Consider the following 14530-nt stretch of genomic DNA (forward strand, 5'->3'; position numbering starts at 1 on the left):
GAGAAGGCACAGCCCCCTGCCCCTTCTCCGTCATGCCCCTGCCGTCAGAAACGGCAGGAGCAGCTGCAACCGTTATGCTCAGCGTGCCAGAAGCATGGCCTCGTGCCGCTTGAGCGAGCGCCGCGCGGCCTGGTAGCCCGCCAGCCCTTGTTTCGTGCCCAGTTCCGGGAACAGTTCCAGGATCTCCGTGCGCTGCGCATTGCCGATCCCCTGCAACGTATGATCGCCGGGCTGGAAGCTTTCGGTCCAGCAGCCGTTGGACAGCACCACCTCGTGCTGGTCGAACATGAAGTGGATATAGGTCACCTTTGGCACCTCTGCCTCGAACACACCGGATGTCCCGGTCATGTGCTTGGCCGCCGCCAGCACCTCGCGCTCCTCGAAATAGAGCGAGGTCTTCTCGTTGCTGACCAGCATCCGGTGATTGGGGCTGACCATCATGTCACGCTCGGGCAGGTTCTCGCCCAGCGATCCGCGCTTGATCAGGATCGGCTTCAGATGCGGCGCGCGGATCAGGTCACCCGCATGCAGTGTCTTGGTCCCGATCCAGCGGATTTCCTGGATCCCGTTGTCGCGGGTGATGATCTTGTCGCCAACCTGCAACTCCTCGACCAGACGCTCGCCGCGCATCGTCGCGATGGCCGTTCCGGGGGTGAAGCACGGCACGACGGTCTCGATCTCGGTGAAGGTGCTGGTGCCGATCACGGCCCCGCTGGCATCGCGATAGGTGACCGTACCGTTTTCCGGGTTGTCGTCGAACACCACATTCAACGAGCCGCCGGCCGGTGCAGAGCCGCGCAGGTCAAGCGTGTCGAAATCGTCGCCGCCTGCCCCGCCATCGACCACGTCGCCGGGGCCAACGCCGGTGAATGTGTCGCGGTCATCGCCACCGAACAGGCTGTCGGTGCCCTCACCGCCCGTCAGCGTGTCGTTTCCGGCATCGCCCGACAACAGGTCGTCGCCTGCGCCGCCATCCAGCAGGTCAGCGCCATCGCCCCCGGACAGGGTGTCATTGTCGATTTCGCCGAACAGCTGATCGTCACCCGCATCACCGTTGAGCACATCGTTGTCATCGGCACCGAAGATGGTGTCGTTGCCTGCGCCACCGAAGACAAGGTCGGTCCCGTTCGTGGGTACCAGATCCGTGGCATCGGGGATGTTCAGCTCGTCCGGGAAAATCGGGTCGAGCCCGGCAAAGATGAGATCGTCGCCGGCATCCCCGAAGATGGTATCCGCACCCTCGCCGCCCACGATGGTGTCATCGCCGTCGCCGCCATAGATCTCGTCATTGTCGATGCCGCCATCGATGACATCCGTCCCCGCTTCGCCAAAGATGGTGTCCGCATCGTCGCCGGTGGTGATGGTGTCATTGCCATCGCCGCCAAAGACCAGGTCGCGGTCATTTTCAGGGTCGGCATCGGCCGGGAACAGGCCCGGATAGCCAAGATCGGGCAAGGGGCTGTCGGAGAACGGTGCGCTGGTATCGATCAGATCGTTGCCGGTCCCGCCGAACACCTCGTCGGACCCAGACCCGGCAAAGACCACGTCGTCGCCGTCGCCGGCCTGGACGATATCGTCGTTTGGCGCCTCGCCCGGCAGGATCGCATCGCCATTGTCGATGCGGTCGCCTTCGGGGTCTCCATCATAGCCCGCATCGATCAGGTCGTTGCCGGCCGAGCCTTCGACGATACCGTCGGGTCCGGCGCTGGTGACAACCACGCTCAGCGTCGAGCTTGCCGTCGCACCGGTCGGATCGGTCACGGTATAGGCCACGACGGCCGTGCCGACGAAGCCCGCGTTCGGCGTGAAGGTCACGCTGCGCCCGTCGGGGCCGACGGTCACGGTGCCATCGGGCGAAGTGGGCGTGCCCAGGATCGTCAGCGGATCGCCATCCACATCGGTGTCATTGGCCACGATATCGAGGGTGACGGGCGTGTCCAGCGGCGTGGCGATCGCATCCGGGTTGGCCTCCGGCGCGTCGTTCACCGGCGTCACGGTCACCGCCACGGTCGAGGTCGCGGTGTTCCCGTCCGGATCGGTCACGGTATAGGTGATCTCGTCCGGGCCGTTGTAATCGGGATCGGCGTATAGCTCAGCGTGCCGTCGGGGTTGATCGCGACGGTGCCGTTGGGGGCGGTCGCCGTGGTCACGGTCAGCGGATCGCCGTTCGGATCGGTGTCATTGCCCAGAACGTCGATCACGACCGGCGTGTCCTCGGGGGTGCTGGCCGTGTCGGGGTTGGCCACCGGGGTCACGTCATCAGCCGTGACGGTCACCGTCAGGGTCGAGGTCGCGGTCAGGCCTTCGGGATCGGTCACGGTATAGTCGATCACCGTGGTGCCGACGAAGCCCGCGTTCGGCGTGAAGGTCACGCTGCGCCCGTCGGGGCCGACGGTCACGGTGCCATCGGGCGAAGTGGGCGTGCCCAGGATCGTCAGCGGATCGCCGTCGGGATCGCTGTCATTGGCCACGATGTCCAGCGTCACGGGCGTATCCAGCGGCGTGCCGATCGCGTCGGGGGTCGCCACCGGCGCGTCGTTCACCGGCGTCACGGTCACCGCCACGGTCGAGGTCGCGGTGTTCCCGTCCGGATCGGTCACGGTATAGGTGATCTCGTCCGGGCCGTTGTAATCGGGATCGGGCGTATAGCTCAGCGTGCCGTCGGGGTTGATCGCGACGGTGCCGTTGGGGGCGGTCGCCGTGGTCACGGTCAGCGGATCGCCGTTCGGATCGGTGTCATTGCCCAGAACGTCGATCACGACCGGCGTGTCCTCGGGGGTGCTGGCCGTGTCGGGGTTGGCCACCGGGGTCACGTCATCAGCCGTGACGGTCACCGTCAGGGTCGAGGTCGCGGTCAGGCCTTCGGGATCGGTCACGGTATAGTCGATCACCGTGGTGCCGACGAAGCCCGCGTTCGGCGTGAAGGTCACGCTGCGCCCGTCGGGGCCGACGGTCACGGTGCCATCGGGCGAAGTGGGCGTGCCCAGGATCGTCAGCGGATCGCCGTCGGGATCGCTGTCATTGGCCACGATGTCCAGCGTCACGGGCGTATCCAGCGGCGTGCCGATCGCGTCGGGGGTCGCCACCGGCGCGTCGTTCACCGGCGTCACGGTCACCGCCACGGTCGAGGTCGCGGTGTTCCCGTCCGGATCGGTCACGGTATAGGTGATCTCGTCCGGGCCGTTGTAATCCGCGTTCGGCGTATAGCTCAGCGTGCCGTCGGGGTTGATCGCGACGGTGCCGTTGGGGGCGGTCGCCGCGGTCACCGTCAACGGATCGCCGTTCGGATCGGTGTCATTGCCCAGAACGTCGATCACGACCAGCGTGTCCTCGGGGGTGGTCGCCGTGTCGGGGTTGGCCACCGGGGTCACGTCATCGGCCGTGACGGTCACCGTCAGGGTCGAGGTCGCGGTCAGGCCTTCGGGATCGGTCACGGTATAGTCGATCACCGTGGTGCCGACGAAGCCCGCATTCGGCGTGAAGGTCACGCTGCGCCCGTCGGGGCCGACGGTCACGGTGCCATCGGGCGAAGTGGGCGTGCCCAGGATCGTCAGCGGATCGCCGTCGGGATCGCTGTCATTGGCCACGATGTCCAGCGTCACGGGCGTGTCCAGCGGCGTGGCGATCGCATCCGGGTTGGCCACCGGCGCGTCGTTCACCGGCGTCACGGTCACCGCCACGGTCGAGGTCGCGGTGTTCCCGTCCGGATCGGTCACGGTATAGGTGATCTCGTCCGGGCCGTTGTAATCGGGATCGGGCGTATAGCTCAGCGTGCCGTCGGGGTTGATCGCGACGGTGCCGTTGGGGGCGGTCGCCGCGGTCACGGTCAGCGGATCGCCGTTCGGATCGGTGTCATTGCCCAGAACGTCGATCACGACCGGCGTGTCCTCGGGGGTGGTCGCCGTGTCGGGGTTGGCCACCGGGGTCACGTCATCGCCCGTGACCGTCACGGTCAGGGTCGAGCTTGCGGTCAGGCCTTCGGGATCGGTCACGGTATAGTCGATCACCGTGGTGCCGACGAAGCCCGCGTTCGGCGTGAAGGTCACGCTGCGCCCGTCGGGGCCGACGGTCACGGTGCCATCGGGCGAAGTGGGCGTGCCCAGGATCGTCAGCGGATCGCCGTCGGGATCGCTGTCATTGGCCACGATGTCCAGCGTCACGGGCGTGTCCAGCGGCGTGGCGATCGCATCCGGGTTGGCCACCGGCGCGTCGTTCACCGGCGTCACGGTCACCGCCACGGTCGAGGTCGCGGTGTTCCCGTCCGGATCGGTCACGGTATAGGTGATCTCGTCCGGGCCGTTGTAATCGGGATCGGGCGTATAGCTCAGCGTGCCGTCGGGGTTGATCGCGACGGTGCCGTTGGGGGCGGTCGCCGCGGTCACGGTCAGCGGATCGCCGTTCGGATCGGTGTCATTGCCCAGAACGTCGATCACGACCGGCGTGTCCTCGGGGGTGGTCGCCGTGTCGGGGTTGGCCACCGGGGTCACGTCATCCGGCGTTTCGGGCAGGATGACCCGCTCGATATTGACGAAACGCGCGGTGCCGATGCTCTGGCCCGCGCCATCGAAGAAGGTGATCGTGCCGTTTTCGGGGTTGTCCGCGTCGAAGGCCACGGACAGCGGCCCGCTACCGCGCAGGTCGAGCGTGTCGAAGTCGTCGCCGCCCTCGCCTCCGTCGATCATGTCGCCCGGATCGGCACCGATGATCGTGTCGCGATCATCGCCGCCCTTGAGCGTGTCGGCCCCAAGGCCGCCGATGAGAACGTCATTGCCAGCATCGCCGAAGATCAGGTCGCCATCCAGGCCACCGTCCAGCGTGTCGTTATCCGCACCGCCCGAAAGGATGTCGGTGCCCGCCCCGCCAAAGATCAGGTCATCGCCCGCCTTGCCGAACAGCTGGTCGTTGCCGTCCTCGCCATAGACCTCGTCCTCGCCGGCGCCTGCAAAAACGGTATCGTCCCCGTCGCCGGCCAGAACCAGGTCGTCATCTGCCATTGCGCCCGGCAGCGTGGCATCACCGGCATCGATACGGTCCCCTTCCGGGTCCCCAGTGTAATTGATGTCGATGAAATCGTCGCCGTTCGAACCCGAAACAGTCATTACCTTACTCCTCAGCCACGACCGGGGGTGACACCGATCGAACTCGTAAAAAGCGGCGGTTCCCGCATCTCGGGATCACGCCATGAAACTCACCATCGTGGCCTTGGAGGAAGCAAAGACGAGGCACGTCGACTTTATCCGCCAAAAGCGGTTTCAGACGACCAATACAGCGGAACGCGCCGGTATGACCGGCCGCTACGACAGCATCCCCTTGCTACCCGGTTCGGGCTCAACTCAGGTCAGCGGCCGCCCCCGTGGCCAACAGACTTATACCCCCCAGTGGGCATACCATCTGGATACCGCAACGGGGCTGCGGCACCAACAGATGTTTTGTCCGAAAAAGCCGGATTCGCGCCACAAACAGCGGACCAGGACGCCATAATGTCGAAAATAGCCTTACACTTTGGCAACAATATTTTTTCGGGAAAACCGAGAAATCAAGCCTATCCCGTTTTGGGGATTGCGATTTTTCGATATTCAGGGAACTCACGACCACCAGATCGTTTCCGCTTCGAGGACAAATCTGCCTGACGCCCCCTTTTCCGAATGTGGCCTTTTTATGATCTATCCCTGCGCGGCATTTGTTCGCGATCCCGATCCAATTGCCGGATCGATCGGCGATTGCATCCGGTGACAGTTTATTAACCAAACCGGGATCAGCCAAATCAAACGGGATGCGCAGCAGATGCCACGCAAGCTGCGAGCGTGATTCCGCAGAGGTGCGCGATCCGGCGGCAGGCCTTGGGCACACGCCCGCGCATGCCATGCGACCGGAGGCGCGCCGCCCGTGGTGCGGGTGGTCGGACTCGAACCGACACACCGTGAGGTAAGGGTGTTTGAGACCCTCGCGTCTACCATTCCGCCACACCCGCACGGGCTGCTTCGCGCCTTGCTGATCTATCGCCGGTCTGCTGCTGCGTCCAGTCGAAAACGCGCCGGACCTGCAGCAACAGGCGCGTTTTCCCTTTCCGGCAGCCAGCCGGACAGGTAAACACCCGGCCAGAACAAGTGCGCAGGCCAGGCATCGCGCAGAGGCCGAAAGAACAGGCAGCAAGCATGATACGATCGCTTTACGACTGGACCCTGCGACAGGCGCAGCATCCCCGCGCGCTCTGGGTCCTGGCCATCGTGTCCTTCATCGAATCCTCGGTCTTTCCTATCCCGCCAGACGTGCTGATGATACCGATGATCCTGGCGCGGCCCAATCGGGCCTGGCTGATCGCGGGGGTGGCGCTGGTGACTTCGGTCCTCGGGGGCATCCTTGGCTATGCCATCGGGGCGCTTTTTTATGACACGCTGGGGCAGCCGATCCTCGAGGCGCTTGGCAAGGGCGACGCGATGGAGGCTTTCAACACCCGCTTCAACGAATTCGGCTTCTGGCCGGTGCTGATCGCGGGGATCACGCCCTTTCCCTACAAGGTGATCACCATCATGTCGGGCTGGACCGGCATGCCCCTGGGCGTGTTCATCGTCACTTCGATCATCGCGCGGGGCCTGCGTTTCTTCATCGTGGCGGGGCTTCTGTGGAAATTCGGCGCACCCATTCGTGATTTCATCGAGAAGCGCCTGGGCTTGCTGTTTACCCTGTTCGTGATCATCCTGCTGGCCGGGTTCTACGGAGTACGCTTCCTGTGACACTGACCGCACGCCACTGGATGATGCTGGCCGCTGCCGGATCGCTGGCCCTGATGCTGGGCGCGCTGGCCTTCCAGCATATCGGCGGCATGGCCCCGTGCAAACTCTGCCTCTGGCAGCGCTGGCCCCATGCCGCGGCGATCGGCATTGGCGGACTTGCCGCGCTGGCGCTGTTGCCGGCCGTCCTGCTGGCGGGGATGGGGCTTTTGGCGGCACTCGCCACATCGGGGATCGGCGCCTATCACACCGGCGTCGAGCGCGGCTGGTGGGAAGGTCCGGCCTCCTGCAGCGGGGGCGGCGTGGCGGACCAATCCGCACAGGATCTTTTCGCGCAGATCATGGCCGCGCCCCTGATCCGCTGCGACGAAGTTCCGTGGGAGATGTTCGGCCTGTCCATGGCCAGCTGGAATGCGCTGGTGTCGCTGGGGCTTGCGGGTCTCTGGCTGATGGCGCTGCGCGCCGCCCGCTGAGGCGTCAACGCCCCGACTTGCGGGTGCTCAGCAGCAGGTTCGTCTCGGAACTGACGACCCCCTCAAGACGCCGTATCGCGGCCAGGGCGCGGTCCAGATCCTCCAGCGTGGCCGTCCCGATCTCGATGATCATGTCCCAGCGGCCATTCGTGTTATGGACGGCGCGCACATCCGGCAGGCCGGTCAGCTGGCGCTGGATGCGGTCCGCGCCGCGCCCTTCCACGGCGATCATCATCAGGCCGCGGACCGGATCCTGCGCGACATCGCCCTTCAGCACCACGCTGAATCCGATGATGTCACCCTGCCGCTGCAGCCGTTCCATCCGCGCCCGCACCGTCGTGCGCGATACGCCCAGCTGATCCGACAGCGCCGACAACGAGGCGCGGGCATCGTGGCGCAAGGCGCGGATCAACGCCTGATCGGTATCATCCATTTTGGCGTATCCTTCGTCCATTTCGGTAAACCTTGGCCCATATTGATCATTTTGCTGGGTTCATTCCATCCCGAAATGGCATGATACCCCTGAAAACAACGCAGGAGGCCCCCATGACACCCCAAGAGATCATCCTGATCGGCTGCCCCGTGGACAGTGGCAAGCGCAGCCGTGGTTGCCTGATGGGCCCGGATGCCTATCGCACCGCCGGGCTGGCCGAGGCGCTGGCCGACCTTGGCCACCGGGTTACCGACCGCGGCAACCTGACCCCTGCCCCCGTCACAGCCCCCGCCGATGCCCTGCCGCATCTGCATGCGCTGGCCGAGACCATCGGCTGGACGCAATCACTGTCGGCCGCGGCGCAAGCCGCGATGGGGCAAGGCCTGCCGATCTTCATGGGGGGCGATCACAGCCTGTCCTTGGGCAGCGTGGCCGGTGTCGCGGCGCATGCGCAGGCACAGGGCCGGCCGCAATTCGTGCTCTGGCTGGATGCGCATAGCGATTATCACACCCCGCACAGCAGCACCTCGGGGCATCTGCACGGCACACCGCTGGCCTATGTGACGGGGCGCGACGGGTTTGACGGGTTTCCCCCGCTGGCCGCCCCGATCCCGCAGGAAAACATCTGCATCATCGGGCTGCGCTCGGTCGATCCGGCGGAACGCGCCGCCCTGCAGGACAGCGCGATCCACCGCCACGACATGCGCGAGATCGACGAGACCGGCATCGCCCTACCGCTGGGCGTCTTCCTTGACCGGGTCGCCGCCGCCGGTGGCGCGCTGCATGTCTCGCTGGACGTGGATTTCATCGACCCCGCCGCCGCCCCCGGCGTGGTGACCACGGTGCCGGGCGGCGCCACGGTGCGCGAGGCGCATCTGGTCATGGAAATGCTGCATGACAGCGAACTCATGACGTCGCTGGACCTTGTCGAGCTGAACCCCTTTCTCGACAATCGCGGGCGCACGGCGCAGCTGATGGTCGACCTGGCGGCCTCGGCCCTTGGTCGGCGCGTCTTTGACCGTCCGACACGGGCTTACGGCTGATCCCGCTGCGTCAGTGTCCTCAGAAACTCAACCCTACAGGAGCACCCCATGCAGACCCCATCCGACAAGGCGCTGGTCCCTTTCGTCTCGGTCGATCACATGATGGGCCTTGTGCATCACATCGGCCTGCCCCGCGTGCTGCGCGAATTGGCAGACTGCATCGAGGATGACTTCCGGCGCTGGCCGCATTTCGACAAGACGCCACGCGTGGCCAGCCATTCAGACGTGGGGGTGATCGAGCTCATGCCCACCTCGGACGGCGATCTCTACGGGTTCAAATACGTGAACGGCCATCCCGGCAACATGCGGACCGGCCTGCAGACCGTGACCGCCTTCGGGATGCTGGCGCGGGTCGACAACGGCTATCCGGTGCTGGTGTCCGAGATGACGCTGCTGACCGCGATCCGCACCGCCGCCACATCAGCCATGGCGGCACGGCACCTTGCGCCTGCGGGGGCCAAGACCATGGCGATGATCGGCAATGGCGCACAGTCGGAATTCCAGTGCCTGGCGATGCAGGCGATTTGCGGCATCACCCATGTGCGGCTTCATGACATCGACCCCGCCGCCACCGCCAAGGCCCTGCGCAATCTGGCGGGATCAGGCCTTCAGGTGACCGCCTGCGCCACGCCGGAGGCAGCGATAGAGGGTGCGCAGATCATCACGACCTGCACGGCGGACAAGCAATATGCCACGATCCTGACCGACAACATGGTCGGCGCGGGCGTGCATATCAACGCGATCGGCGGCGACTGCCCCGGCAAGACGGAACTGCATCCGGACATTCTGCACCGTGCGGCGATCTTCGTGGAATATCCCGAACAGACGCGGATCGAGGGCGAGATCCAGCAGCTTGCCCCGGACCATCCGGTGACAGAGCTGTGGCAGGTCATCACCGGGCAGGCAGAGGGACGCCGCGACGCGCGCCAGATCACGCTGTTCGACAGCGTGGGCTTCGCGATCGAGGATTTCAGCGCCCTGCGCTATATCCGCGACCAGATCGACGGCACGCCCTACTTTCAGCCGCTGGACCTGCTGGCCGATCCCGACGATCCACGCGACCTGTTCGGGATGCTGACGCGCGCGGCCCCCGGCAAGGCCGCATGAGGAACGCCACCCAAGCCCTTGCCTGAAAAGGAAAAGGAGGGATGCAAGCATCCCTCCAGTCTCACGGATCGAGCTCTCTATGTTAACCGCTCGGAACGTTTCGCCTGCGTCCCGACCCGCGCGGGGCAAGCGCACCTGCCCCGTGTTCTGTTAATTTATCCCAGATTATTCCTTTCGGAACTGTCCGGGTTTGAAGCAACGATCTTCCGACCGTTCACGTCACGCGTGTAATATCCTGGATGCTTTCCCGCAGCGACCTCACGGGCAAGTTGCCCTCTGGTTACTTCGCCACGACCAGGGACATGAAAATGCGTATTCAATCCAGACGCAGTTTCACGAGTCACAGTAATGTTCTTCTTCGCCATACTCTGGCTCCTTAAACCATCCACAGGCTGCGAGCATTTGTTGGTGGCAAACCTGTGAGTTACTCAGAACGCTATTGATCACTAAGTTCGTCTATGTCCTACGTTCACGTATCGACTCGGAAGAGCCGAACTAGCTTATCCCGCAGCGTTCTAGGCTATTGCGGGAGAGCCGGGGGCAGATGCGCCAACATCTGCCCCCAACCCCAATCTTCCTCAGCTACAGCCGCTTGTTGCGCCGCAGGTGTTGCACTTCATGCAGGTGCCGTTGCGCACCAGCGTGTAGTTGCCGCAATCGCCGCAGGCCTCGCCCTCGTAGCCCTGCATCTTGGCCTTGGTGCGGGCGTCCATGGTGACGGTGCCACTGGCCATGGCCGTGGTCGTCGTCACGCTGGCCGACGCGCGGATGCTGGTTTCGGGCACCAGGGTCTGCAGCGCCGCCACCGGGTCGGTGCCGGTGCGGGCGAATTCGCCCTGCCCGCCCTGGAACACCACCAGTTCCTGCGGCAGACGCTTGCGCAGATAGCCGGTCGAGCTGATCTGCTTGAGCACCTCAAGGCTGCGCGAGGCCGCGGTTTCCGAAATCTCGGACACGTTGGACACGCCCTCTTCCTCGCCACGGCCCAGGTCGTCGAAGCTGGCGCCCTGCGGTTTCACATGGGCCAGATCGGTGCGATCCAGGTAGGACACGGCCAGTTCCCGGAAGATGTAATCCAGGATCGAGGTCGCGTTCTTGATCGAGTCGTTGCCCTGCACCAGGCCAGCCGGTTCGAACTTGGTGAAGGTGAAGGCATCCACGAACTCCTCCAGCGGCACGCCATACTGAAGACCCACGGACACGGCGATGGCGAAGTTGTTCATCATCGCGCGGAAACCCGCACCTTCCTTGTGCATGTCGATGAAGATCTCGCCCAGCTGTCCATCGGCATATTCGCCGGTGCGCAGATAGACCTTGTGACCGCCGACAATTGCCTTCTGGGTGTAACCCTTGCGCCGCTCGGGCAGCTTTTCGCGGCCACGGGCGATTTCCTTGATGATCACCTTCTCGACGATCTTCTCGGCGATGACGGCGGCCTTTTCCTGGGCCGATCCGGTTTCCAGGATCTCCAGCGCCTCGTCATCATCCTCGACCAGGGCCGATGCCAGCGGCTGGCTGAGCTTGGAGCCGTCACGATAGAGCGCGTTGGCCTTCACCCCCAGCTTCCAGCTGAGTTCATAGGCTTTCTGGCAATCCTCGATGGTCGCATCATTGGGCATGTTGATCGTCTTCGAGATCGCACCCGAGATGAAGGACTGTGCCGCCGCCATCATGTAGATATGGCTGTTCACGCTCAGGTAACGCTTGCCCTTCTTGCCGCAGGGGTTGGCGCAATCGAAGACATGGTAGTGCTTGGGATCAAGATGCGGCGCACCTTCAAGGGTCATGGTGCCGCAGACATGATCGTTCGCCGCCTCGACATCGGCCTTGCTGTAACCGAGGTGGCGCAGCAGGTCGAAGGTGGGATCGTTCAGTTTTTCGGCCGGGATGCCCAGCACGTTCTGGCAGAACTCTGTCCCCAGGGTCCACTGGTTGAAGACGAAGCGGATATCGAAGGCCGATCCCAGCGCAGCTTCCACCTTTTCGATCTCGCGCGGGCCGAAGCCGTGGCCGATCAGGCTGGTGGTGTTGATGCCGGGTGCGTTGCCGATGCTGCCGTGACCGACGGCATAGGATACGATCTCTTCGATCTGGGCCGAGCCATAACCCAGCTTTTCCAGGGCGGCGGGAACCGAATGGTTGATGATCTTGAAGTAACCGCCACCGGCCAGCTTCTTGAACTTCACCAGGGCGAAGTCGGGCTCGATCCCGGTGGTGTCGCAATCCATCACCAGGCCGATTGTGCCGGTCGGCGCGATCACCGAAGTCTGGGCGTTGCGATAGCCGTGCTGTTCACCCAGGCGCAGCGCCTCGTCCCAGGAGGACATGGCGATATCGACCAGACGCGGATCGGGGCAGTTGGCGTGATCCAGCGGAACCGGCTTGGTGGCCAGCGCCTCGTAACCATCGGTGGCGCCGTAAGCGGCGTTGCGGTGGTTGCGGATGACGCGCAGCATGTGCTGCTTGTTGCGGGCGTAGCCGTCGAATGCGCCCAGTTCACCCGCCATTTCAGCCGAGGTCGCATAGGCAACGCCGGTCATGATGGCGGTCAGGGCAGCGCCCATCGCCCGGCCCTCGTCGCTGTCATAGCCAAGACCCATGTTCATCAGCAGGCCGCCGATGTTGGCATAGCCCAGACCCAGCGTGCGGAACTCGTAGGACAGCTGCGCAATTTCCTTGGATGGGAACTGCGCCATCATCACGCTGATTTCCAGGGTCACGGTCCACAGGCGGGTGGCGTGCATGTAGTCTTCAACCTGGAACTGGCCGTCCTTGTAGAAGGTCAGCAGGTTCATCGACGCAAGGTTGCAGGCCGTGTCGTCCAGGAACATGTATTCCGAGCAAGGGTTCGAGCCACGGATCTGACCGTCCTCGGGGCAGGTGTGCCAATCGTTGACGGTGTCGTGGTACTGGATGCCCGGATCGGCGCAGGCCCATGCGGCGTGCCCGATATCTTCCCACAGATCGCGCGCCTTGATCGTCTTGGCGACCGACCCGTCGGTCCGGCGGATCAGCTCCCAATCGTCATCGTTCTCGACCGCCTTCAGGAAGGCATCGGTGACGCGGACCGAGTTGTTCGAGTTCTGGCCAGAGACCGATGCATAGGCTTCCGAATCCCAGTCGGTGTCATAGGTCGGGAATTCGATCGAGCCATAGCCCTGCTTGGCGTAATCCAGCACGCGCTTGACGTAAGTCTCGGGGATCATCACCTTTTTTGCGCCGCGGATCGCGTCCTTCAGTTGCGGGTTCTTGGCGGGATCAACCGAATCCTCGGTGCTGCCGTCCCAGGCCTTGATCGCGGCGAAGATCGCGTTCAGCTTCTGCTCGTGCATCTTCGAGCCGGCGACGATGCTGGCGACCTTCTGTTCCTCTTTCACCTTCCAGTTGATGTATTCCTGGATATCGGGGTGATCGGCGTCGACGATGACCATCTTGGCCGCGCGGCGCGTGGTGCCGCCCGACTTGATGGCGCCCGCTGCGCGGTCACCGATCTTGAGAAAGCCCATCAGGCCCGAGGATTTGCCGCCGCCCGACAGGCGCTCGCCATCGGCGCGCAGGGACGAGAAGTTGGTGCCGGTGCCCGAGCCGTATTTGAACAGGCGCGCCTCGCGGACCCACAGATCCATGATGCCGCCATCACCCACCAGGTCATCCTTGACCGACTGGATAAAGCAGGCATGGGGCTGCGGGTGCTCATAGGCGCTGGTCGACTTGGTCAGCTCCATGGTCTGGTAATCGACATAGTAATGCCCCTGGACGGGCCATCGATGCCGTAGGCCCAATGCAGACCGGTGTTGAACCACTGCGGGCTGTTGGGCGCGGCGCGCTGGGTCGCCAGCATGAAGCGCATCTCGTCGAAATAGGCGCGCGCGTCTTCCTCGGTCGAGAAATAGCCGCCCTTCCAGCCCCAATAGGCCCAGGCGCCGGCCAGACGGTCGAACACCTGCTTGGACGAGGTTTCGCCGGTCTTCTCGGTCTTGTCGGTTGCGGGCACCGAACGCCACAGGAATTCCGGCACGCCTTCTTCGGCGACCTTCTTGAGTTTCACCGGGATGCCGGCCTTGCGGAAATACTTCTGCGCGATGACGTCCGATGCAACCTGCGACCAGCTTTCCGGAACCTCGACCTCGTCCAGGCGGAAAACGACAGTTCCATCGGGGTTGCGGATTTCCGAAGCCGTCTTGCGGAACTCCAGTTCCGCATAGGCATCCTGTCCGGCTTTGGTGAATTTTCTCTCGATTTTCATGGCTCGCCCCGTATATCAACCTGCATTTTCGATCCCGCGTTCATGCGCGACACCGCGAAACCGACAGAGGTCGAAGGCAAAGCACACCCAGCGTCCGCACTGCTTCCAGTGTGGCCTACGCTTCGGATCTGTCGGACCCGACCCCCGAAGGATCAAGGCCCCGCCCGATCTGGTTATTGTTTTTGTCCCTCGCCGTGACCCGCCTTATGCACACAACATCTAGTGGGTTACTCTCTCGGCTCACACAATCTGACGTATATCGAGCTATATCGTCAACGAAGAATTTAGCTTTGACGGGCACAAAATACGCTTGACCCGCATTTAACCGAGTTGCGCCCGCCGGACCGCGGGACAGGGCCTTGGGACATCACTGGGGACAGCTTTGTGGATATGCATCGAAACCCGTTGATTTCGGACCGTTTACCCACCACCTCTCACGCAGAGGGTTCAGTCCGTTCCAGTCCTGCAGGCCACGTGCCGTTGGAACAGGCAAACCG

7 protein-coding genes, 1 tRNA gene and 3 pseudogenes are annotated in these 14530 nt (G+C 63.9%); 5 read left to right on the plus strand and 6 right to left on the minus strand.

Annotated features, from left to right (window positions below; translation table 11 throughout):
• Window positions 1–78: 78 nt before the first annotated feature.
• Window positions 79–2225, minus strand: a pseudogene (locus tag ACMUJL_RS02285) (Hint domain-containing protein); the annotation flags it as partial.
• Between the two features lie 63 nt (window positions 2226–2288).
• Window positions 2289–5099 (minus strand): annotated as a pseudogene (locus tag ACMUJL_RS02290) (Ig-like domain-containing protein); the annotation flags it as partial.
• 82 nt (window positions 5100–5181) lie between these two features.
• Between ACMUJL_RS02290 and ACMUJL_RS02295 the strand changes: the two are divergent.
• Window positions 5182–5481: a hypothetical protein gene (locus ACMUJL_RS02295; RefSeq protein WP_375570735.1), complete on the plus strand. Its 300-nt coding sequence runs from the start codon at window positions 5182–5184 to the stop codon at window positions 5479–5481.
• Window positions 5482–5887: 406 nt separating this feature from the next.
• On the opposite strand, the gene ACMUJL_RS02300 is transcribed toward ACMUJL_RS02295, so the two are convergent.
• A tRNA-Leu gene (locus ACMUJL_RS02300) sits at window positions 5888–5971 on the minus strand.
• Window positions 5972–6155: 184 nt separating this feature from the next.
• Here ACMUJL_RS02300 and ACMUJL_RS02305 point away from each other — a divergent pair.
• Both ACMUJL_RS02305 and ACMUJL_RS02310 read left to right on the plus strand, forming a co-directional pair.
• The gene (locus tag ACMUJL_RS02305; RefSeq protein ID WP_068292597.1) at window positions 6156–6734 is read left to right on the plus strand and encodes a YqaA family protein; all 579 of its coding nucleotides are present in this window, start codon (window positions 6156–6158) and stop codon (window positions 6732–6734) included.
• 20 nt (window positions 6735–6754) lie between these two features.
• On the plus strand, window positions 6755–7204 hold the full coding sequence (locus ACMUJL_RS02310; protein ID WP_068293073.1) for a disulfide bond formation protein B: 450 nt from the start codon (window positions 6755–6757) through the stop codon (window positions 7202–7204).
• A 4-nt stretch (window positions 7205–7208) separates the two neighbouring features.
• On the opposite strand, the gene ACMUJL_RS02315 is transcribed toward ACMUJL_RS02310, so the two are convergent.
• Window positions 7209–7637, minus strand: coding sequence for an Lrp/AsnC family transcriptional regulator (locus ACMUJL_RS02315; RefSeq protein WP_068293076.1), 429 nt, complete (start codon window positions 7635–7637; stop codon window positions 7209–7211).
• A 113-nt stretch (window positions 7638–7750) separates the two neighbouring features.
• On the opposite strand from ACMUJL_RS02315, the gene rocF reads away from it, so the two are divergent.
• Both rocF and ACMUJL_RS02325 read left to right on the plus strand, forming a co-directional pair.
• Window positions 7751–8680, plus strand: a complete 930-nt coding sequence (rocF, locus tag ACMUJL_RS02320) for an arginase (RefSeq protein WP_375570730.1) — start codon at window positions 7751–7753, stop codon at window positions 8678–8680.
• Between the two features lie 48 nt (window positions 8681–8728).
• Entirely contained in the window at window positions 8729–9787 is a 1059-nt protein-coding gene (locus ACMUJL_RS02325; protein WP_375570728.1) for an ornithine cyclodeaminase, read from the plus strand.
• Between the two features lie 155 nt (window positions 9788–9942).
• Here the strand turns inward: ACMUJL_RS02325 and ACMUJL_RS02330 are convergent, their stop codons facing one another.
• On the minus strand, window positions 9943–10152 hold the full coding sequence (locus ACMUJL_RS02330) for a hypothetical protein (protein WP_375570726.1): 210 nt from the start codon (window positions 10150–10152) through the stop codon (window positions 9943–9945).
• Window positions 10153–10365: 213 nt separating this feature from the next.
• Window positions 10366–14033 (minus strand): annotated as a pseudogene (locus ACMUJL_RS02335) (vitamin B12-dependent ribonucleotide reductase).
• Window positions 14034–14530: the final 497 nt, after the last annotated feature.

Origin of the sequence: Seohaeicola sp. (assembly GCF_048006315.1) — a bacterium.
In the GTDB taxonomy this organism is placed as follows: Bacteria; Pseudomonadota; Alphaproteobacteria; order Rhodobacterales; family Rhodobacteraceae; genus Seohaeicola.

Coding starts and splice junctions, on each gene's coding strand:
- ACMUJL_RS02295 (WP_375570735.1), top strand. CDS start 5,182: ATGAAACTCACCATCGTGGCCTTGGAGGAAGCAAAGACGAGGCACGTC.
- ACMUJL_RS02310 (WP_068293073.1), top strand. CDS start 6,755: ATGATGCTGGCCGCTGCCGGATCGCTGGCCCTGATGCTGGGCGCGCTG.
- ACMUJL_RS02330 (WP_375570726.1), bottom strand. CDS start 10,152: ATGGCGAAGAAGAACATTACTGTGACTCGTGAAACTGCGTCTGGATTG.
- ACMUJL_RS02305 (WP_068292597.1), top strand. CDS start 6,156: ATGATACGATCGCTTTACGACTGGACCCTGCGACAGGCGCAGCATCCC.
- rocF (WP_375570730.1), top strand. CDS start 7,751: ATGACACCCCAAGAGATCATCCTGATCGGCTGCCCCGTGGACAGTGGC.
- ACMUJL_RS02315 (WP_068293076.1), bottom strand. CDS start 7,637: ATGGATGATACCGATCAGGCGTTGATCCGCGCCTTGCGCCACGATGCC.
- ACMUJL_RS02325 (WP_375570728.1), top strand. CDS start 8,729: ATGCAGACCCCATCCGACAAGGCGCTGGTCCCTTTCGTCTCGGTCGAT.